This is a genomic window from Phaeobacter sp. LSS9, from assembly GCF_003443595.1.
Classification (GTDB): Bacteria; Pseudomonadota; Alphaproteobacteria; order Rhodobacterales; family Rhodobacteraceae; genus Phaeobacter; species Phaeobacter piscinae.
Genome location: NZ_CP031957.1, coordinates 135,445 through 154,031 on the forward strand (window position 1 = coordinate 135,445; position 18,587 = coordinate 154,031).

The 18,587-nt window shown below is 58.6% G+C and carries 18 protein-coding genes; 11 read left to right on the forward strand and 7 right to left on the reverse strand.

Going from position 1 to position 18,587, the window contains the following annotated elements:
* Positions 1-42: 42 nt before the first annotated feature.
* From D1820_RS17945 to D1820_RS17975, 7 genes are all read left to right on the forward strand, one after another.
* Positions 43-735, forward strand: coding sequence for a glutathione S-transferase family protein (locus D1820_RS17945; protein WP_118070469.1), 693 nt, complete (start codon positions 43-45; stop codon positions 733-735).
* A 518-nt stretch (positions 736-1,253) separates the two neighbouring features.
* Positions 1,254-1,856 carry a prephenate dehydratase gene (locus tag D1820_RS17950; protein WP_118070471.1) on the forward strand — a complete coding sequence of 201 codons (603 nt, stop codon included), beginning with the start codon at positions 1,254-1,256 and terminating at the stop codon, positions 1,854-1,856.
* 37 nt (positions 1,857-1,893) lie between these two features.
* Entirely contained in the window at positions 1,894-2,310 is a 417-nt protein-coding gene (locus tag D1820_RS17955; protein WP_096790418.1) for a thioesterase family protein, read from the forward strand.
* Positions 2,311-2,333: 23 nt separating this feature from the next.
* The gene (locus D1820_RS17960; RefSeq protein ID WP_118070473.1) at positions 2,334-3,527 is read left to right on the forward strand and encodes an acyl-CoA dehydrogenase family protein; all 1,194 of its coding nucleotides are present in this window, start codon (positions 2,334-2,336) and stop codon (positions 3,525-3,527) included.
* Positions 3,528-3,566: 39 nt separating this feature from the next.
* A complete protein-coding gene (locus D1820_RS17965) occupies positions 3,567-4,142 on the forward strand; it encodes a hypothetical protein (protein WP_118070475.1) in 576 nt (191 codons plus the stop codon).
* Positions 4,139-4,825 (forward strand): M23 family metallopeptidase, encoded by a 687-nt coding sequence (locus D1820_RS17970; protein WP_205521418.1) that lies wholly within the window; start codon positions 4,139-4,141, stop codon positions 4,823-4,825. Before D1820_RS17965 ends, D1820_RS17970 begins: the two co-directional genes overlap by 4 nt.
* A gap of 85 nt (positions 4,826-4,910) precedes the next feature.
* Positions 4,911-5,468, forward strand: coding sequence for a gamma-glutamylcyclotransferase (locus D1820_RS17975; protein ID WP_118070477.1), 558 nt, complete (start codon positions 4,911-4,913; stop codon positions 5,466-5,468).
* Here the strand turns inward: D1820_RS17975 and D1820_RS17980 are convergent.
* The 5 genes from D1820_RS17980 to tsaA are packed head-to-tail and all read right to left on the reverse strand — an operon-like array spanning position 5,465 to position 10,918.
* Entirely contained in the window at positions 5,465-6,961 is a 1,497-nt protein-coding gene (locus D1820_RS17980) for an ABC transporter ATP-binding protein (protein ID WP_118070479.1), read from the reverse strand. The genes D1820_RS17975 and D1820_RS17980 overlap by 4 nt on opposite strands.
* Positions 6,958-7,767 carry an ABC transporter permease gene (locus D1820_RS17985; RefSeq protein ID WP_118070481.1) on the reverse strand — a complete coding sequence of 270 codons (810 nt, stop codon included), beginning with the start codon at positions 7,765-7,767 and terminating at the stop codon, positions 6,958-6,960. The genes D1820_RS17980 and D1820_RS17985 overlap by 4 nt, the downstream gene beginning before the upstream one ends.
* A complete protein-coding gene (locus D1820_RS17990; protein ID WP_118070483.1) occupies positions 7,768-8,811 on the reverse strand; it encodes an ABC transporter permease in 1,044 nt (347 codons plus the stop codon).
* 4 nt (positions 8,812-8,815) lie between these two features.
* Positions 8,816-10,417, reverse strand: coding sequence for an ABC transporter substrate-binding protein (locus D1820_RS17995; RefSeq protein WP_118070486.1), 1,602 nt, complete (start codon positions 10,415-10,417; stop codon positions 8,816-8,818).
* A 42-nt stretch (positions 10,418-10,459) separates the two neighbouring features.
* Positions 10,460-10,918 carry a tRNA (N6-threonylcarbamoyladenosine(37)-N6)-methyltransferase TrmO gene (tsaA, locus tag D1820_RS18000; RefSeq protein WP_096873319.1) on the reverse strand — a complete coding sequence of 153 codons (459 nt, stop codon included), beginning with the start codon at positions 10,916-10,918 and terminating at the stop codon, positions 10,460-10,462.
* A gap of 298 nt (positions 10,919-11,216) precedes the next feature.
* Between tsaA and D1820_RS18005 the strand changes: the two genes are divergently transcribed.
* The 4 genes from D1820_RS18005 to D1820_RS18020 all read left to right on the forward strand — a co-directional run bounded on the left by D1820_RS18005 (position 11,217) and on the right by D1820_RS18020 (position 15,725).
* On the forward strand, positions 11,217-12,674 hold the full coding sequence (locus tag D1820_RS18005) for an SLC13 family permease (RefSeq protein WP_118070488.1): 1,458 nt from the start codon (positions 11,217-11,219) through the stop codon (positions 12,672-12,674).
* Positions 12,675-12,803: 129 nt separating this feature from the next.
* Positions 12,804-14,129: a vanadium-dependent haloperoxidase gene (locus D1820_RS18010; protein ID WP_118070490.1), complete on the forward strand. Its 1,326-nt coding sequence runs from the start codon at positions 12,804-12,806 to the stop codon at positions 14,127-14,129.
* Between the two features lie 89 nt (positions 14,130-14,218).
* Positions 14,219-15,280, forward strand: coding sequence for a hypothetical protein (locus tag D1820_RS18015; protein WP_118070493.1), 1,062 nt, complete (start codon positions 14,219-14,221; stop codon positions 15,278-15,280).
* Between the two features lie 4 nt (positions 15,281-15,284).
* Positions 15,285-15,725 carry a hypothetical protein gene (locus D1820_RS18020; RefSeq protein WP_118070495.1) on the forward strand — a complete coding sequence of 147 codons (441 nt, stop codon included), beginning with the start codon at positions 15,285-15,287 and terminating at the stop codon, positions 15,723-15,725.
* Between the two features lie 63 nt (positions 15,726-15,788).
* Here D1820_RS18020 and D1820_RS18025 read toward each other — a convergent pair whose 3' ends face one another.
* A complete protein-coding gene (locus D1820_RS18025; RefSeq protein WP_118070497.1) occupies positions 15,789-16,370 on the reverse strand; it encodes a flavoprotein in 582 nt (193 codons plus the stop codon).
* A gap of 34 nt (positions 16,371-16,404) precedes the next feature.
* The gene (gene paaZ / locus D1820_RS18030) at positions 16,405-18,456 is read right to left on the reverse strand and encodes a phenylacetic acid degradation bifunctional protein PaaZ (RefSeq protein ID WP_254683404.1); all 2,052 of its coding nucleotides are present in this window, start codon (positions 18,454-18,456) and stop codon (positions 16,405-16,407) included.
* Positions 18,457-18,587 lie beyond the last annotated feature (131 nt).

Below are 18,587 nucleotides of genomic sequence, written 5' to 3' on the forward strand. Positions count from 1 at the left end.
CCAGCCAAAGTTATCCCTATAATCTCAATATGGAGCGCACAGATGAACCGCAAGCTGTACAGCCTATGTGGCGAAGACGGAATACGTCACTATTCACCACACGTATGGAAAATTATTATGGCCCTGAATCATAAGGGGCTAGATTACGACCTTATCCCGGTCTCTTTCGCAGATATCCCAAATGTTGAAGACGGAAGCTTTAGCAGCGTTCCAGTGCTGCGTGATGGTAATACGGTATTGGGGGAGAGTTTCGATATTGCCCGATATCTTGACGAAACCTATGCCGATGCCCCGGCCCTGTTTGATGGCAAAGGGGCGGTAGCGTTGACCCGTTTCGTGGAAAGCTACTGTAAGACCGTCCTACACCCCAGTCTCGCAACCATTGCTGTCATGGATATGCACAATCTGATGTCCCCGGATGACCAAGTCTATTTCCGATCTGCCCGTGAACGTCGGTTCGGCATGCCACTTGAGACTATGGCCGAAGGGGGCGAGGACGAACGCGCGCGGCTGCCGGAAAAACTAGCGCCGGTACGTGATCTTCTGTCGACCCAGGACTGGCTGTCAGGGGCGATGCCTGCCTATGCCGATTTTACCCTTTTTGGGACCCTTCAATGGTGTAACGTATGTGCGCCCAACACTCTGTTTGAAAACGATGATATCGTTTCAAACTGGTTTGAGCGCTGTCTTGACCTTTATGATGGCGTTGGTCGGAACCCAGCCCAGTCAAGCTGACACTGGCCATCTTGGTATCCCCCTCTGACTACCCTGCGTGTCATGGCCACGGGCCTCAAAAATATGTGACGCCGCCGGTATGACACACACAGCAGTCCAGCGCCTGTTTCGCCCTCCAAGGAGGGTGAAACAGGCCATCTTTTAGTGCAAACTGACGACCTCAGTGCGTGAGCGGCATTTCGCCTGCTTATCGGGCGACACGCCGGATAAAGTGATCCGCTGTACCGACAATTTCCGCTTTTCCATGACATTTGTGAGTTCATAACCCACTCCTCATCATACCTGAGGAACAGCATCAGGTTTTTCGAATTGTTCCGAGAAGCCTTTACCGTTTCGATGAGATCAAGAAATTAGATTCGTTGGAAACTGTGATGTAGGGCTGGTGCAAACCTAGACAATAACCCACCGCAATAATCATGAAAACTTACCCTTACCTCAATATCCAAATCGAATTTGGATAAACCGATAAGGTATTTCCAGTGACCCTATATGAATTCATTTAGCGGAAGAGACGAGTGATGGATCTTCAAATCGAAAATAACGCCGACGCCGAGTATATTCCGCACCCCGAAACATTCGGCTGGGTGAAACAGGTTCATACGCTAGGTCCGGCTGGTACCAATTGCGAGCGTGCAGCCCTATCCTGGGCATTGCGCCGGTGTCAGGGCGCTTCGGTAAAACTGCATCGGACGATGGAACAGGCCGCAGACAGTGTCGCCTGCCAGGATGGGGCAGTTTTGGTTGGCGTGGTGGCTTACCCGCATCTGCACTCAATCATCTACGAACATATCCAGAAGATGAAGCTGCTGGATGTGTTCATCATGAACACCGACAATATGGTTCTCGCCTCCCGCACCGGGGCGGCGCCCAAGATCTGCGCCACCCACCCTGCACCTGAAAAGCTGCTCCCGATCACGGTTGAGCGACGCTTTGTCTCCAGCAATGTCATCGCCGCGCGTGACTGCGCCGAGGGCCACGCTGACGGCTGTATCACAACGCTCTGCGCAGCCGAGAAATTCGGGCTGCCGATCCTGCGCAAATTCGGTCCCGTTCCCATGGGATTTACCATCCATGGTCCGCTGGAAAAACGCGCCTGCCAGGACTGCACCCAGCACGCCTGATCCTGCCCCGATAATCTACACCAACAGGAGGGACATCATGTCCAACAAAGCCTTCGAAACCCCCGTCGAAATCCGCTACCGCGATACGGATTCCATGGGCCATGTCAGCAGCCCAGTTTACTACGACTACATGCAATCGGCCTACCTGGAATACATGCATGACCTTCTGGAGCTGCCAAAGTCCGAGAAGCTGCCGCATATCATGGTCAAAACCTCCTGCGACTACATCTCTCAGGCGCTCTATGGCGACAACCTCGTCGTTTGCAGCCGGGTGATCAGCTTTGGCGGCAAGAGCTTCGAGATGGAGCATGTGATGCATATCGACGACGCGGATCGGCGCGTCGTGGCCAATGCCAAATCTGTCCATGTGATGTTCGACTACGACAAACAGGCGACCTACCCGGTGCCGGATGCCTTCAAGGAAAGCGTTGCGACTTTTCAGGAAACCGCCTGATCCCTGTTTGCGAGGACGAAGACATGCAATTGAACTGGACAGCCGAGCAACAGCAGACCCGCACTGCCTTTGCAGCGATCGGGAAAATGGCCGACCCGGATGAGCTGCACCTGGGGCGTCGTGCCTTTGATCAGCGCACCTGGGATCGGCTGACCGCAGGCGGTTTGTGGCGGATGATTGTGCCGCGCGACTTTGGCGGTGACGGCCGGGATTGGTGGGGGTTTACTGCCGCGTTGGAAGGCCTTGCGGCCACCTTGCGCACCCCCGGAATGCTGCTGTCGGTGATCGCGCAGGCTGGCATGGTGCGCGCATTGGATCTCTATGGCAGCGACAGTCAGAAGCGCGAATATCTGGGCCGGATCCTCAATGGGGAGCTGAGCGCCACTGCAATCGCGGATCCCGACACTGGCACGGATGTGCGGGCAACGTCGTCACTGTTAACCCCCGGCCCCAATGAGACTTTCCGTCTGAACGGCGCAAAATACAACATTGCTCATGCCCCAGTCGCCAGCTTCATTCTTGTTGTCTGTAAGCTGAGTGACCACGGCCGTGAAGGCATTTCGCTGGTGTTGCTGGATGCCGATAGCCCCGGACTGACGATTGGCGTGCAAGATCGCAAGCTGGGCAATCTGGACCTGCCGACCGGCCAAATGCGATTTGATGATGTGCCGCTCCACTACGGCCATCTTCTGGGCGAACCGGGCGCGGGCCTGCGTAATCTGGTCAACATTGTTTCGATGGGGCGGTTGTACTACGGATTGGCTGCGGCTTGGCTGATTGAACCTATGCTTACTGAGGCCTTTGATTTTTCCAATAAACGGACAACGTTTGATGTCCCGATCATCGAGCATCAGTATATTCAGAAAAAGCTGACCGACATTCGCATCGGCACCGAAAGCGCAAAGTGGGTATCCTACGGCGCGCTGCACCAACTGCTCAGTGGTGCTCCGGAAGCCGCAATGACCTGTTCGATTTCCAAACTCGTCGGTGCGGAAACCATCGTTGAAGGCGCGATGGAGCTGATGAAGCTCTACGGCAGCAAAGGCTACCACGAGGGGCAGATTACCACCTTTCTGCGGGATGCTCTGGCGTTCTGTAGCGTGGGCGGCACCGAGGAAATGCACCGGCGCAACATTTTTGGCCAGATGACCAGGTTGCACGCCAAGTCCAAGAAAGCCGCCAATCCCGCGACGCCAAAAACGCTGGAACCCGCCTAGAGCGAGCCAACCTGAATAAATAATGACTGGAGAGAGACGATGACCTCATCCCCTTGTGCCAAAGCTGCCGGAGTGGTCGCGGCCACAGCTGCGGCGCTCACGTTGATGGCACTCCCTGCCCTTGCGGTAGATAAACCCTCCGACGTGACACGTGCTGTGAACACCATTGACTGGGCCGCCGCCACGTCTGCAATCGACACGGCAAGTGCAGACGACCGAACCCTCACGGCTGCGTTTCTTGCCACCGAGCCTGATGGATTTGATGATATGGCAATGGCTGTCATGATCCTCGGGGCCAATACTGCCGCCGGTCTTCCAGCGTTTCGTGGGCAGGGTAATGCCTACGCGGCCTACTACCAGCTGGAGGGAGTGCAGGTCAGTGTCATGGGGAGCCGAACCCACCTTGTTGACGTGCCTGGCCTGTCTTTCAAACACGAAGCGCGATCCTACGAGTCCACGGGCGACGGGGCTGATCACATGCTCAGCCGCTTTGGTGGGACATACACTCTGCGGATCACCTGCGATGCGCCGACTGAGGATGCGCGCTGTATCAAACCAGACTATCTTGCCGAACTGGCCGGATCCCTCACCGTGGTGAAGGGAGCGGATCAATGACACCACGCGCAACAAGCCTCTATTGCGGTGCTCTCGCTCTCTCGGCACTGATCTCCGTCACGCCCGCAATTGCAGATGACCGCTTCAAAGCGCCCGGCGACCTGATCCAAGACACCGGTATTGGTCTCTCAATCGGGGCGGTTCTCTATCCCGATATGCGCTTCCCGCTGGAAAGTGGGCCAGCCTATGCGAACTCCCACGTTTATGCACCCGGCGGGTTCAAGGGAAATGGCGGAAGCCAATGTGACAGCGTCAATTACAGCTATCCGTGGCGCGACAATTTCTGCGAGCTGCGCCGTTCAGATTTGCCGGTCTGTGCATCGGGCGGCCATCAGGGACAGGATATTCGCCCCGCTACCTGCCAGACTGATACCCATTGGGCAGTTGCGGTTGAGGACGGTGTGATTGCGCATGTAGGCCGCTTCGCCCTGACCTTGCAAACGCCCTCCGGCACGCTCTACCGCTATGTTCACATGAATATGGACGATCTCGCCGTTGCCCCGCTGGACAAGGTGTCCAAAGGGGATCGCCTTGGCAAAGTGTCAAATTCCTGGATCTCGGAACTGCCGATCCATTTGCATTTCGACGTCAAGGAAACGGTTCAGATCGGCGACGAAATGCGTTCAGTCTTCGTGCCCCCTTACAGCAGTCTGGTGACCTCCTATCGCCAACTGACAGACTGATCTGCCTGGCGGGAGAGGGGACCCCTGACCTCTTCCGCCTTTTTTCCGACGGGGGCGCATCCTGACCGCATCAAGGAACTGCATAATGTCCGACACACTTTGGGTTTTTGCTTATGGATCATTGATCTGGGATCCCGGATTTGAACCAGCGGAGCAGCTGCCCGCCCAACTCAGCGGCTATCAGCGCCGGTTCTGTCTGAACTCTCTGCGCTATCGCGGCACCTTTGCGCAACCTGGTCTGGTGCTTGCATTGGACGCCGCAGAAGACGCGGTCTGTAACGGCGTTGCACTGGCGGTGACATCCGGTCAGGAACCAGAGGTCCTGAAAGACCTGCGCGCGCGCGAGCTGTTCAATCCCGCGTACCGTGAAATCACGACGCCGCTTGCCCTCGCCGATGGCCGCATGGTTGAGGCACTGACCTATGTCGTCAACCGGGATCATGAACAATATGACAACCACAGCCTGCCACGACAGGCAGAGATCATCGCCCATGCGGCCGGTGAACGCGGCCCCAACTGCGACTATCTGTGGAATACGGCCGATCATCTGCGCAATCTCGGGATTGCGGATGACAACCTTGATTGGCTTTCAGCAGAAGTGCGCGCGCTGCAGGCAGCACAGGGTGAAGCCGATCACCGCTAAGCTGCAACGCCCGAAGGACTAAGACGCAGCTGCCCTTCCGATAGAAAGCGGATTTCGTGACCCAGGGCCGCTGCTACCTTCGGGTCATGCGTAAACACGATCAGGGCCAGCTGCTCCTCTACCATAAGGCGCCTGAAGAGGTTGAGAATGGTATCGCGGGTATCGCTGTCCAGCGATGCCGTCGGTTCATCCGCAATCATGCAGAGCGGTCGCGATAGCAACGCGCGCGCGATGATCAGGCGCTGCGCCTCGCCCCCAGACAGATCCGCTGCGCGTTGTGATAAAAAGGCGCCGGAATGCGGCAGGCCAACTCTCTCCATCAGCCCCGCAATGTCGATACCGCGACCCGCGCGACCTAGGCGACGAAACAGTCGCTGGGCATCGTGCAAAACCTCGCCCACACTCATATGTCGCGCCATTGCCCGATGCGGATGCTGCGCGACCAACGCCAGCTCATGTGAGTGGCATATCCGAGGATGGGCCTCATCTCGGGGCCGCCACAATACACGGCCCGTCTGCAACCGCTCGTATCCACAGAGCAAGCGGGCCAGCGTAGACTTGCCGCCACCGCTCGGGCCAAAGACCGCCAGACACCGGCCCGGCCGGGCTACGGCTGAGATGTCACGCAACACCTGCGTTCCAGCCTGTTGATGAGATAGATTCTGGATCACCAGCCCCGGCGGGCTCGTCGGCAGCGGTTCGGGCCTCGGAACCAACGGGGCGATGCCCCGTTGCGCCGTCGTGCGCGGACGGCGGATCCCAGCATGCCCGCTTGGTCGCATCAACATCTCGACTGCAGGGCCGCGCTCCACCAGCTGTTTATCATGCAGGATCACCATGCGATCTGCCATCTGGCCTGCCAGATCAAGGTCATGGGTAATCAGCAATTGGCTGCGCTGCGCCCGCCCCTCGCTAAGTGCTGCAACTGCCAGTGTGCGATTGCCGTGATCCAGCGCCGCGGTCGGTTCGTCAAGGATCAGGACCTGCGGATCACGTGCCAAAGCCAACGCGGTCAGAACCCGCTGGATTTCGCCACCGCTAAGGTTGGCAGGATATCTGTGCAGGATACGCTCTGGAATGTTGAACCGCTTGCAGATTGACAAAGCCAGGGAGGTCCGTCGGCGGCTCTGCGGCAGCAGCTCCACCACATGTTGAAGAACGGTCTGATGCGGGTTTAACGCGTCCGACAGGGCCTGCACGATCAGACTTAGATCCGTTCGCCGCAGTTTGCGCTGATCTGCACGCGGCGCGCGCAGCATATCAACCCCCAGAACCTCAGCCCGCCCTGACCAGCTGAATCCATCCCCGTTTTGATCAGCCATATCCACGTGATGGCCTGGCAGCACACCGAGTAACAGCCGCGCCAGCGAGGTTTTACCGCTGCCGGACGCCCCGAGCAGTGCCAATGTCTGCCCTTTGGGCACCTCAAACGAGACATCCCGGAAGATCGCGCGGGGTCCATGCCAGAGACAGAGATCATCGACCCGGATCAAACTGCAGGTCCTAAAACCGCGCCAGAGCGCAAGCGCCGGTCACCCAATGTCAGTGTCGTATGTAACAACAGCGACAAAAGCGCGGCCGGCGGCAGCAAAAGCCAGATCCACGCATCGGTATAAAGCTGATCCATCGCCGATTGCATCATGCTCCCCCAAGTTAATAGCCGAAGGTCAGTCAGGCCCAGAAACGCCAGACCCGCGGACTTCAGCGCGGCCTGTCTGATGTTTTGAACCATTAGGGCACCCAGAAGTGGGCGCAGCGCGGCAAAAAGATGCCAGCGCCAGCAATAGACCCACCCTGCCCCCATCACGCGGGCATATTGAACGTTTTCGCGCAGAGCCTCTCGCCGCAGAACCGCCGCGGCCACCCGCACGTCGTCGCTCCAACCTGTTAGGACCAAAAGAAAAAACAAGGCCATGAAGCCGGGGCTTACCAAGGCTGCAATAAGCAGGAGAAGCAGCATGGTCGGCACTACCTGCAATATATCCACGCACCGCAACACAAGCGCGGATAAGAACGGGCCGCCAAACACCACAAGGCTTGCAGCGCCCACGGCAAGGCTCACCGTTACCAGTGCCGTTGCTAAGGCCAGCGTCAGCGTGGTTGGCGTGGCAAGGATCAGACCCGTCAGCACGTCCTGCCCGATCTCATTTGTGCCCAGCCAATGCCCCTGTCCCGGCGGTGCCAGCACCTCTTTGCTGCTGTGATATTCGAGCAGCCCACTCGCCCCTGCAAGCCAGATGCCAAGGCACAGCAAGATGACTGCCGCGAGAAGCAGCCTCCGTCGCGATGTCAGCTGCATCTAACCACGCCTCGCAAGATGCGCCGACAGGCCATCAATCAGCCAGTTCATGAGCAGGACAACCCCCGCCATAAATACGACTGCCCCCTGCAACAGGTCATAGTCCCGATCCAGGATGGCGCTGTAGATCAGATACCCAGTGCCCGGATAGGAAAAAACGATTTCCACAAAGAACACGGCGCTGACCAACCCGGTCAAGGTATCGCTTAACCGCGACAGGCAGGCGGGTATCAGACTGCGTCCGATATAGGCCCATCGAAGGCGCCAGGGAGAGATCCCGCGTGCCCGCGCATTCACGATGAAATCACGTTGGGCTAAATTGAGCGTTTCAGCCCGCGCTAGGAAGTAGAACCGCGCCAACTCATGCAGCGCCAACGCGAGCATCGGAAGGATCGCGTAACGCAGAACGCCCATTGCCCGCCCCAGGTGCTCCGTCGAGGGGAAAAGTGGCTCTGCCCCACCGGTCGGCAGTACGGGCCATAGAATGCCATACAGAAGGAGCAGCAGTACCGCCCCGGTAAAGGGGGGCAGGCTTGCCAGGATTGTCACAACAGGTGTGACCCAACGATCCACCGTTCCGCCCGGCAGCTGCCCGGCCTCGATCCCCGCCAGAGCGCCACCAATGAGGAAGACCGGCATCGCACCCAGGATCAACAGTCCGGTCCAAGGCAACGCAGTCAGTAACAGCTGCAGAACTGGGGCCGCGTGGGGGATTGAATAGCCCAGATCACCAGAGAGCAGTTTGCCCCAGTAGTCCCAGACCTGAGAGGCGATCCCTCCGCCCAGCCCCATCGTCTCCTGTAATTGCTGCACCTCGCCGGCACCAAGACCCCGCGCGAAATCCGTCGACAGCATGACCTCCAGCGTGTCGCCCGGCATCATCCGCGATAGCACCGCGCAGAGCACGATGACAAAGCAGAAGATCAATAGCCGCAGAACAAACCCGCTGAGGAGGCGCGTGAACCTTTCAACAGCTAGCGATCCTGCTCCTGTGATCTCCGTCGGCACCGGGTGGTCCAGCAGCGAGGGGGAGGCGTTGTCCACCGGATCACTCCAGGAATATGGATTTGTGAAGCGCTGACGGGATCCCAATGGCCACGCCGCCCGACATGAATGGGGCTGACAATTTGTCATTGAAGACGGTTGCCATCAGCGGATTGACCAGCATGTAGGACGGAAGGTTTTCTGCATATAGTTGCTGGAACTGGGCCAGTATCTCTTGGCGTTCAGCCTGGTTTTGAGCAACGGCCAGCGCTTTGATCAGGCCTGTCATTTTGGGGTCCGCAGGGAAACGGTCGCTGTTCCAGCCACGGCCGAAGACCCGGCGACTGATATTGCCCGGATCGCCCAGCGTGCTGGAGGAGAACAACGTCAGATCATAATCGCCATCAGCCACCAGACTGCGCAGGGAGGCCATCTCCATAACCCGCAGATCCACAGCAAATCCAAACGCTTCCAACTGTTCTGCGATCACTTTTGCGGGCTTTACCTCACGCCCATCCGTGAGGAGCCGCAGGCGGATCTCCCCTCCCTGCGCTTGCCAGCGGCCAGCGCTGTTCTGGGTCCACTCTGCAGCCAACAGCAGGTCGCGCGCCCGGGCAGGATCATAGGTGTAACCCTCTGTTGCCTCCTCACTTTGCCATTTGGAGCTGGGCTGAAAATAACCTGTCTCAGCAAGCTCAGCGATCCCGGGAAACGCAGTCGCCAGCAGCGCAGAACGGTCAACAGCGTAGGCAATGGCTTGGCGCACTTCCTTCGTCTGAAACTGTCCACGATGATTGAAACCCAACCGCAATACATGGTCGCTTGGTGAGGTTTCGACAGCGAAACCAGCGCCCAACGCCTCAGGAAGGCGATCTGGTGGCAGGTATGAAATCACATCCACCTCACCGGTGCTCATCGCCTGAAGGGCGGCATCGGGCCCCATCTTAACGATCCAGATCTGCGCAAACCGCGGCCGCCCAAGAGGGTGATCTTCGGTTGCCTCCAACCGATACCGTCCCTGCGCCTTGTCGTAGGCGGCCAATCGATAGGGACCGCTGCCAATTGCGGCGTCAGATGTGGCAAATCGATAAGGGTCTTCTACACCCTCATAAATATGCCGGGGCAGGATAGGAATTGCGTAAAACAGACCCTCGACCAGGCCGTATTGCGCGCGTTTGATATGGATGCGCAGATCATGGGTGCCTTCGACCTCAACCCCGGCAAGCGATTTGACCGATCCGAAAACATAAGGATGCTCAGCCATATAGCGCAGAGTAAAGGCGACATCGTCTGCGGTGACCGGGGTTCCGTCATGCCATTTCGCATCCGGTTGCAGTTCCAGATCGTAACTCAAGCCATCCTCAGATCGCGTCCAAGTCCGGGCCAGTCCCGGCGCCGGATTGCCATCGGCGTCCTGGCTGACAAGCGTATCAAAGATGTAACTGGTATAAAGGTAGGCGATCCCGTTTTTGCGATGGACATAAGGCGCGAGCATGCCACGGTCGCCCTTGCTGTCAGTGATCACCAACTGCCGCTGACGATCCGGTTCTGCCGCCATAAGCGTATCAGCACCCAAACCAAAGTACTGCGCAGCGCCAAGCGCCAGTCCGACAGCCGCAGCATGGGTTAGAAAACGAGGGTGAATAAACCGGTGAACGAACGACATGAGCCTACTTTCTTCGTGACTGGAGCACTGTGATTGGCCGGGCTACCAACCGATGGTGGCATCCGGGCGGGCATCTTCCTGTGGGACGACGGGTTTCAGGTCCACAACCGGGGTGCCATCAATGCAGTCCAGCCCACTGATTGTCAGGACCCCATCGGAATGGTCCAGCAACTGAACCGCACTCAGACCAATGGGGTTGGGACGGTTTGGCGCCCTGCTGGCGAACACCCCACGTGCAACCTGGCTTCCCCGCGCCTGCCGTATCCGTGCGCTGCGGTCGGATTTATGCAGCCAGTAGAGCACCCACAGATGCGAGGCCAATTCGATATTCTGTAGCGCACTGTGATATTCAGGGGCCAATTCAATCCGGCTGGTGGTTGGATTGCGACGTCCGGACATCGGGCAGTCTCTGACCTCCTCAAACCCGGTGCGGATTACACCGATTGGCGTGATTTCAAATACTTCGGAGGGCACTGTCAGAAGGTGCATCGCATCGGTCATGGTGTCTCGCAAACGGTATGTGGGAAGGAATAGGCTGGCTCACCTGTCAAAACAGGTTTGGGCGGGCCACCGTCGAACGGTTGCCCCCTGATATTGCGCAGGCCAGCCATCGTAAAATCGGAAATCTGGAGCTTACACCTCAGTATTTCTGAGGTCTTGGGGGCCGTGACGTTGAAACCCTGAGGACAGCCGAGGGTTTGGATATCATGAGGCCCCATCTCTGATAAATCGATTGGCATCAAACCCCTAACGGGCGGCATATCGGGACCTGACCCAGGATCAGAGGACCTTCAGACGCATGACCGATCAAAGCAACTCAGCCCCGCCAACATCCGCACAGCAATTGACCGGCGCAGGCCGGTCCCTGTCACAAATGCTGCGAAACGGGCGCACTCTCTGGACGGTGGTTCTGATCCTGACCTGCGCCGGGCTGGCGGCTCTTGCGACCTCAATGTACCTGTCCCCCGATCTGGTAACTGTTGCCGCGCTTTCGATTGGGGCAATTGGTCTTTGGGCCACCGGTCTTGTGCCCGAATATTGGACTGCCTTGGCCTTTTTTCTGGTCGCGGTGATATTCGGCGTCGCAGCGCCTGAAACCATCTTCTCCGGCTTTCACTCATCGACGTTTTGGCTTTTGTTTAGTGGCCTGGTCCTCGGCGCTGCGATCAAGCACACCACCCTCGATAAACGGGCTGCCGGTATTCTCGCGTTGCTGCCACTACGCAGCTACGGTGGCCTGCTGACCGGCATCGTCGTCTTTTCGGTGGCTTTGGCCTTTGTGATGCCATCGTCCATCGGGCGGATCATGATCCTGCTTCCGGTGATTTCTGCACTGGCGGAGCGTGTCGGTTTCGGTGCTGCCTCAAACGGTCGGACAGGGATGCTGGCGGTTGCCACCTTTGGCACCTTTGCCCCGGCTTTCACTATTCTGCCCGCGAATGCCCCGAATATGATCCTCGTTGGGATGTCGGAAACCATCTACGGGATCAATATCTCCTATTTTGACTATCTTCTGCTGCATTTTCCCGTGCTTGGCGTTGTGAAATCCGCAGTCCTAGTCGGGTTGGCCATGGTGATGTTTCCAGACCGCATCCCACCGCATAGTGTCAAGGTCGCGCCCACTGCCGCACCGTTTAGCCGTCAGGAACGAGTTCTAAGCCTCGTGTTGGCGTTGTGCCTGTTGCTGTGGCTAACCGATCAGATCCATATGGTGTCCCCGGCATGGGTGGGTATGGCGGCCGCACTGATTTGCCTGCTGCCGGGAGCAGATCTCACGCGCAAAGGCTGCATCAACACTGATCTCAGCTACGGAGCTTTGTTGTTTGTCGCTGGCATCATGGGCCTCGGCGCTGTCATATCCTCCGCCGGACTTGGCGAAGCTGTAGTCGGAGCCATCACCGGGACCGTCGCCTTCGCCGGGGATTGGCCGGTGTGGAACACATCAATCCTGATTGGCCTGTCAACGCTGGTAGCGATGATCACAAATCTGCCTGGTGTGCCAGCTGTGATGACCCCGCTCGCGGGCGAGTTATCCGACGCAACTGGTCTGCCGCTCGAAACAGTCCTGATGACGCAGGTCGTGGCCTTTTCCAATGTCTTCCTCCCGTTCCAGGCGCCTCCACTGATTGCAGCCATTCAGGCCGGAAACCTGCCGGCGGGGGCGGTAATCCGGCTATGTCTCAGCCTCTTCCTGATCAGCCTTCTGCTGTTGGCGCCGCTGGATCTGCTGTGGTGGCATGTCCTTGGAATGTTCTGATCGGGCTGATCCTGTCACGTGAAGGCGCCCCAGAAGAAATACTGAGGGGCGTCTTCGGGACTTTCGATTTGTGCGAACGGCCAAAGCGTTTCTACCTGTAGCTGCACTTTTCACGGACGAGGTACTCCGATGTTCACCCTGACCCCATGGCGCCGCCAGCTGCTCTCGCACACCTGTCTCACCGGTCTGGCCACCGCGCTCTTTTTCACCGCCAGCGGATCAGCTCAGGCCGAACTGGCTGCTGATTGGCAGGAAACCGCAATGCGATTTGTTGTTGAGGAAAAATGGCCCGGCGCACAACGTCAGCGCACGCTGGCATTGCTGCATGCCGCGATGTTTGACGCTGCAAATGCGATTGACGGAAGCTATAGTGCCTATGCATATGATGGCCCTCAGCAACCGGATGCCGATCGGCGCGCTGCGGTAACGCAGGCGGCATTGGTTGTCATGCAGACCCTTATGCCAGAGCGCAAGGCAGACCTAGCTGCCGCTGCCGAGACAATCCTGAGCGAAATCACAGATGATGAGGCCCGGGAGGCAGGTGTCCAGCTTGGCGCCCTTGCCGCAGAGGCGGTGCTCGAAAAACGGGCGGCGGATGGCGCTGATTTTGCAAGCGATTTCACCCCCGGCCAGGCGGATAACGGCGTCTACCAGCCCACCTCTGAGCGGCCGATGGTTGCCCCTAAAATCCGCAAGATGCAGCCCTTCGCTCTGACCTCTGCCAAGCAGTTCGACGTCCCGCCGCCACCGGAGCTCAACAGTTTTCAGTTTCAGCGTGATCTGGCGGAGGTTGCCAAACTCGGCGGCGCAGCATCGCAGAGCAATCCTGAACTGGTCGCCATCGCAAAACTTCATGCCGGGTCCGGATCGGGGGCCTGGAACCAGATCGCACGCGACAGCAGCCGTGCCTGCGCGCTCCCTCTGGTTGAGGAAGCCCGGACACTGGCACTGTTGAATATCGCTCTGACCGACGCATTGGTGGCCGGGTTCAACGCCAAATATACCTATCAGTTCTGGCGGCCAGAAACTGCGATCGCCGCCCTCGGCGACGGGTACGACCACCCGACACTGGACGCGATGGACGGCTGGACCCCCTTGGTGGCTGCCCCCATGCATCCGGAATATCCCTGCCAGCACTGCACCAGCGGCAGCGCCGCTCAGCAGGTCATGGAGACTGTCTTTGGTGCGGATGAGTTTTCCTTCAGCTTTGAGGGGAAAGACGGCTATAGCCGCAGCTATCAGACCTTCGCGCAATTCGCTGAAGAGGAGGCAGAATCGCGCGTCATCGGCGGCGTACACTACCGCCGGTCAAACACGGTCGGCGACATGCTTGGCTATCAGATCGGCAGCCACATCAGCGCTGAATTTCTGGCCCCGACAAACGCCGGTTCGGGCCAAGACAGCGCGGCAGCGACGGAGTGCGCAGGCGTTCTGACTTCCAAACTGTCGCAATAACACCGCCAGGGCAAAGTGGGCCCCGCAGCAGGTTCACCTGTTGCGGGGCGTGCTGCGAATATGCCCACCACCAGCCAAGGAGCCAGACCATGGCGCAGCCTGTCTCTGCCCGCATAGTTCTCGGTCTGAGCATCGGCCTGATCCTGACCAGCGGATCTGTGGCAGCACACGAACCATGGCTGCTAACGCCCCAAGAGGTTCAAACCCTGTCACTGCAAAGCGTGCCCGAGTTGTTTCGCAGCCCGGGCCTATTGCTTGTCTTCGCCCTCTTCGCAACGCTCACCGTTTTCGCTGCCGTGCTCGCGGGGCAACTCTTGCGCCCAACGGAGGACCAAATTTTCAGGCATTTGAGTGATCGCAGTCGCGATTGGGGCCCGTTGTGCCTGCGTCTTGGTCTGGGGACGACCGTGGGCATGAATGCTCTGGGCGGACTGCCCCGGCATGGCACTGAAACATGGAGCACGCCGACACTGTTTGTCCCCGATATGCAGCTGACACTTATCCCAGGCTGGGACTGGCTGGCGTTGCCGGCGCTGATCACATCTGTGTTGCTGGTATTGGGCCTTGGCACACGGCTGGCAGCGCTTGGCATCCTCGGCCTTTTTGGGTTTGGCAGCTGCCTCTTCTCCATCGATTTCATCGCCTACTACGGCTTCCATTTTGCCGCGCCGGCGTTCCTGCTGTTGCATGTTGGTAGTGGCGCGCTCAGCCTTGATCGCCTGTTGCCGCCAAGCCTCCCACCGCTTTTACCCAATGCGCCCACTTTGGTCTGGAGCCTTGTTCAAGTGACTATGGGCGCGACCTTTGCGGCCATTGCCGTATTGGTAAAATTCCTGCAGCCCACCCTGCTGATCGCAATTCTGGAGCATGGCGATATGTGGTTCTTCGGCCTGCCGCTGCCGGTTGTTGCACTGATCATGATGGCGATTGAGCTGATGGCCGGGGTTCTTCTGGCTCTTGGACAATTGATCCGGCCGATCTCGCTGCTCCTGCTCTGCGCGTTCAGCTTCTTCGCAATCAGCCTGCAGGAAACGCCTTTACTGCACGGCAATCTATACGGGGTGTTTCTATTCTTCCTGCTGCACGGCGGCGCCCCGCTTGACCTGTTTCAGCGGCCGCAAGCAACCCTCGTCGAGGCCCAAGGGATCTAGCGGAATGCTGCGAAGAGTGTTCTGTATCAGCATGCTTGCCGCGACCCCGCTCATCGTCATCTGTGCCTGCCTGCCGCAGATCAAACAGGTGGAGGCCCTGCCCGCTCAACTGTTTGTCACTATCCCCTCTCACCATCCGCAGCCGGACCTTCGGGTCAGCAGCATCTACAACGCTGCAGACGGTTGGCGCCTGCGGATCGAGGTCGAGAATTTCGTGTTCACAGACCTTTGCGTCAGCGATGCCACAGATCTGGCGCGGGGGCATGCCCATGTTCATCTTGGTGACAAAAAACTCGCTACTGCTTATCAGCCAGATATCGTGCTCGGACATCTACCAACCGGGCGGCATCAGGTTACGGTGTCCCTTCGCGCACAGGATCATCGGGTTTTCGGGCGGCATGGGGGCGGGATATTTGCCGCTACGGTCACGATTGACGCCCTCTGACGCGCAGCAAAACCGGCGCAGATGCAGCTGCGCCGGATTGTATCAGATCCCTATTGGCCGGTATCAGCGGGCTGTGGGCAACCGGTTTTGCAGGATCTGCACAACCTGCTCCGGATCGGGCAGCGAGTGATGTCCGTGCTGAATCTTCAGCAGCGGGTCATAGTTCTCACGCCAAACCGGTTCAAACACCTCATAGCCGTCTTCGCGCAGCTGGGAAACGTTGCGACGCACCGCCGGCTTCTCCCACATCGGACCGCCCATGACAGGGAACAGCAACACTGGAAAGGTCGCCGCCAGAATTACTGTGGTCAGGCGGTTTTGCGAGGATCCATGCGCTATCGCAGACAGCGTGTTCGCCGTCGTGGGCAGAATGGCCAGAATATCGTGATCCGCAACAATGCGGCCCGGTTTATCAGTGGGCCAATCCTTGGGGTTATCACCGCTGATCACCCGATCCAGGAACAACGCAATCGCGTCCATATTCACGAATTTCGTAGCAGTCGGCGTAAACAGCGCGGTGAGTTCACAGTCGATCTCGTTCTTGATCGCCCGCAGGTATAGCGGCAGCATGGTGGCATCCAGGGACCCCGTAACCCCAATCAGAATACGCGGCCGCGCAGCAGGGCCAGTCGCAGTGACAGTCATTGAAAATATCCTGTTATCAGTTGGTTAATATAGTCTATTCAGCCGGTTGCTGAACCGGATCCTGTGCCCTGTGAGGTGCGGATTCCGTAGGCGGCGCAGCTTTATGTTCACTCACGTTGTCCTGAGGAACCGGCGGCCAACTTTTCATCACCAGTGTCAGCAGATCGAACCGCGCAACCACCGCACCGCAGGTATTCAGAACGCAACAGTCCCAGCGCACATCACCAAAGGGGGCAGAAGCACGCGGTGTGATTTCCTTGCAGGTCACACGCACATGCAGGCAATCGCCGAAATACACCGGCGCGTGAAAGCGCAGATTATCGGAGCCTATATTGGCCAGAACCGGACCCGGCGCAGGGTCAACCAACAGCCCGTTCGCAAAGGAAACCACCAATTGCCCATGCGCGACACGGTCGTCAAAAAACGGGTGCGTGCGCGCGGCTTCCCGGTCCATATGGGCGTAGAAAACATCCCCCGTAAAATGGGCGAACTGCTCCACATCCTGTTCGGTAATCTGTCGCGTTTCCGTGATGAGTTGATCCCCAATCCGCAATGTTTCCAGAGATTTACGGAACGGATGCCCGTTGTGCCTGGTCTCCGCCCCCTCGACCCATCGGCCTGTGAGTGCGGTCAGCAACTGCGGCGGTGCGTGTATCTCCGTGCGCATCATATATGCGGCGACAGCATGGCGAATGTCCTCTGCACCGCAGACCTGTGCGTGATGCGTCGCTGCGAACAGCCGCGGCACTGATGGATCCGGCGACAACTCCAAGGCCTGACGCGCCATATCACTTCCGCAAATACGGATCTGACCTTCCGCCGATGTCAGGCAGGCCGCTGCCTCCTGTGCCAGCGGACTATCGTTGGTGAAGACGTTTGAATAGCGCGAGCAGGGCGCCAGATTGGCAAGCGCGATGGCGTCACATAGGCTGTCGTAGGCCATTACCGTCGCGGCGGGTCCCTGAACAAAGGTATGGTGAACATCAGGCGTGTTGGCAGGCTGGGCGCAATGCAACAGCACCGGCGACAGAAAAGCCCCGCCCGTCTCAACAGGGGTAGAAATCGGTTCGGATAGGAGTTCTGCACCATGACGCAATCCAGCCAGTGCGTTCTGCACCGTCTCAAGATGCCCGCGTGAGACCAATGCCCCCATTTGGGTGGCCACATCATCCGGCATTCCAACGATGGTCTCCCCCAATGTCGTGACCAGATCAGCGAGGACTTCGGCCTCGCGGTGGCGGGGCAGAAGAATACGGCGCACTGCATGGCGCCGCTGGCCGGCCCTCAGGATCAATTCACTGCGGATCTCCCGCAGGAAAAACTGGTATTCTTGGCTGCCGGGCACCACATCACTGCCGAGGATGGCTGCAGACAGACCCGTTTCGCAGGATTGCAACCGCACCAGACCAGCAGCCACCGCGGGGTGCTGCCGTAGTTTCTGGGCCGCGCTGCGGGACCCGGCAAAGCTGATTGCATCTCCGGCGGACAGGCTGTCCAGAATCTCCAGCGGCGGGCTGTATACCAATTGCAAGGCTCCGGTAGGCAGGATCTGGCTGTCGTGGATCAGCTTCACCAGGCGCTCGCTCACACAGGCGGTGACCGGGTCGGGACACACAATACATGGCACGCCAGCGATGAGTGCGGGCGCGATTTGCTCCAGCATCCCCAAAACCGGATTATCCAGCGCAGTCATATGCACCGCAACACCGGACAGCGGAGCGAGGATTTGCTGGCGGCCGGTGGTGCTGCCCGGTCCGATACCATTCTCAACGTGCAGGACTGGTGCATTGGGCAGTGATTTCAACGCCTGCCCCGCCAACGCCGACAGACGCGCAATACCGCCGTCCACGTCCAGTGCGCAGTCATGTCGTGTCGCACCAATGGTCAGGCTTTCACGATAAACTGCGGCGCGATTGTCCTTCAGAACGCGTGCGACAGCCCGCAGCTGCTGCGCACGATCCTGAAACCCCAATGCCCGCAGTGCAGGCCCTCCAACCGCTCGAGCGAAATGAACAGCCTGGGTCCCGTCATCGCGACCGTAGGCAAGCACAGCATTCGGTTGATCGGTTGCCGCATCAGCAAACATCTGCGTCTGCGCGCCGCAGTGATCCCATCGCTCTGCAATCAGACTTTGAAGAAAACGGGGTCGTTTTACATGATCGGTCACTTCAAAGCCCTCTTGTTGCTCAATCGCCGGATGATGCGGTGTCCTGATAA

Bases quoted from the DNA above. Each gene is read 5' to 3' on its own strand.
- D1820_RS18020 (WP_118070495.1), top strand. From the start codon at position 15,285: ATGCTGCGAAGAGTGTTCTGTATCAGCATGCTTGCCGCGACCCCGCTC.
- D1820_RS17965 (WP_118070475.1), top strand. From the start codon at position 3,567: ATGACCTCATCCCCTTGTGCCAAAGCTGCCGGAGTGGTCGCGGCCACA.
- D1820_RS17975 (WP_118070477.1), top strand. From the start codon at position 4,911: ATGTCCGACACACTTTGGGTTTTTGCTTATGGATCATTGATCTGGGAT.
- paaZ (WP_254683404.1), bottom strand. From the start codon at position 18,456: ATGTTTGCTGATGCGGCAACCGATCAACCGAATGCTGTGCTTGCCTAC.
- D1820_RS17995 (WP_118070486.1), bottom strand. From the start codon at position 10,417: ATGTCGTTCGTTCACCGGTTTATTCACCCTCGTTTTCTAACCCATGCT.
- D1820_RS17985 (WP_118070481.1), bottom strand. From the start codon at position 7,767: ATGCAGCTGACATCGCGACGGAGGCTGCTTCTCGCGGCAGTCATCTTG.
- D1820_RS17945 (WP_118070469.1), top strand. From the start codon at position 43: ATGAACCGCAAGCTGTACAGCCTATGTGGCGAAGACGGAATACGTCAC.
- D1820_RS18015 (WP_118070493.1), top strand. From the start codon at position 14,219: ATGGCGCAGCCTGTCTCTGCCCGCATAGTTCTCGGTCTGAGCATCGGC.
- D1820_RS17970 (WP_205521418.1), top strand. From the start codon at position 4,139: ATGACACCACGCGCAACAAGCCTCTATTGCGGTGCTCTCGCTCTCTCG.
- D1820_RS17955 (WP_096790418.1), top strand. From the start codon at position 1,894: ATGTCCAACAAAGCCTTCGAAACCCCCGTCGAAATCCGCTACCGCGAT.
- D1820_RS18010 (WP_118070490.1), top strand. From the start codon at position 12,804: ATGTTCACCCTGACCCCATGGCGCCGCCAGCTGCTCTCGCACACCTGT.
- tsaA (WP_096873319.1), bottom strand. From the start codon at position 10,918: ATGACCGATGCGATGCACCTTCTGACAGTGCCCTCCGAAGTATTTGAA.
- D1820_RS18005 (WP_118070488.1), top strand. From the start codon at position 11,217: ATGACCGATCAAAGCAACTCAGCCCCGCCAACATCCGCACAGCAATTG.
- D1820_RS18025 (WP_118070497.1), bottom strand. From the start codon at position 16,370: ATGACTGTCACTGCGACTGGCCCTGCTGCGCGGCCGCGTATTCTGATT.
- D1820_RS17950 (WP_118070471.1), top strand. From the start codon at position 1,254: ATGGATCTTCAAATCGAAAATAACGCCGACGCCGAGTATATTCCGCAC.
- D1820_RS17960 (WP_118070473.1), top strand. From the start codon at position 2,334: ATGCAATTGAACTGGACAGCCGAGCAACAGCAGACCCGCACTGCCTTT.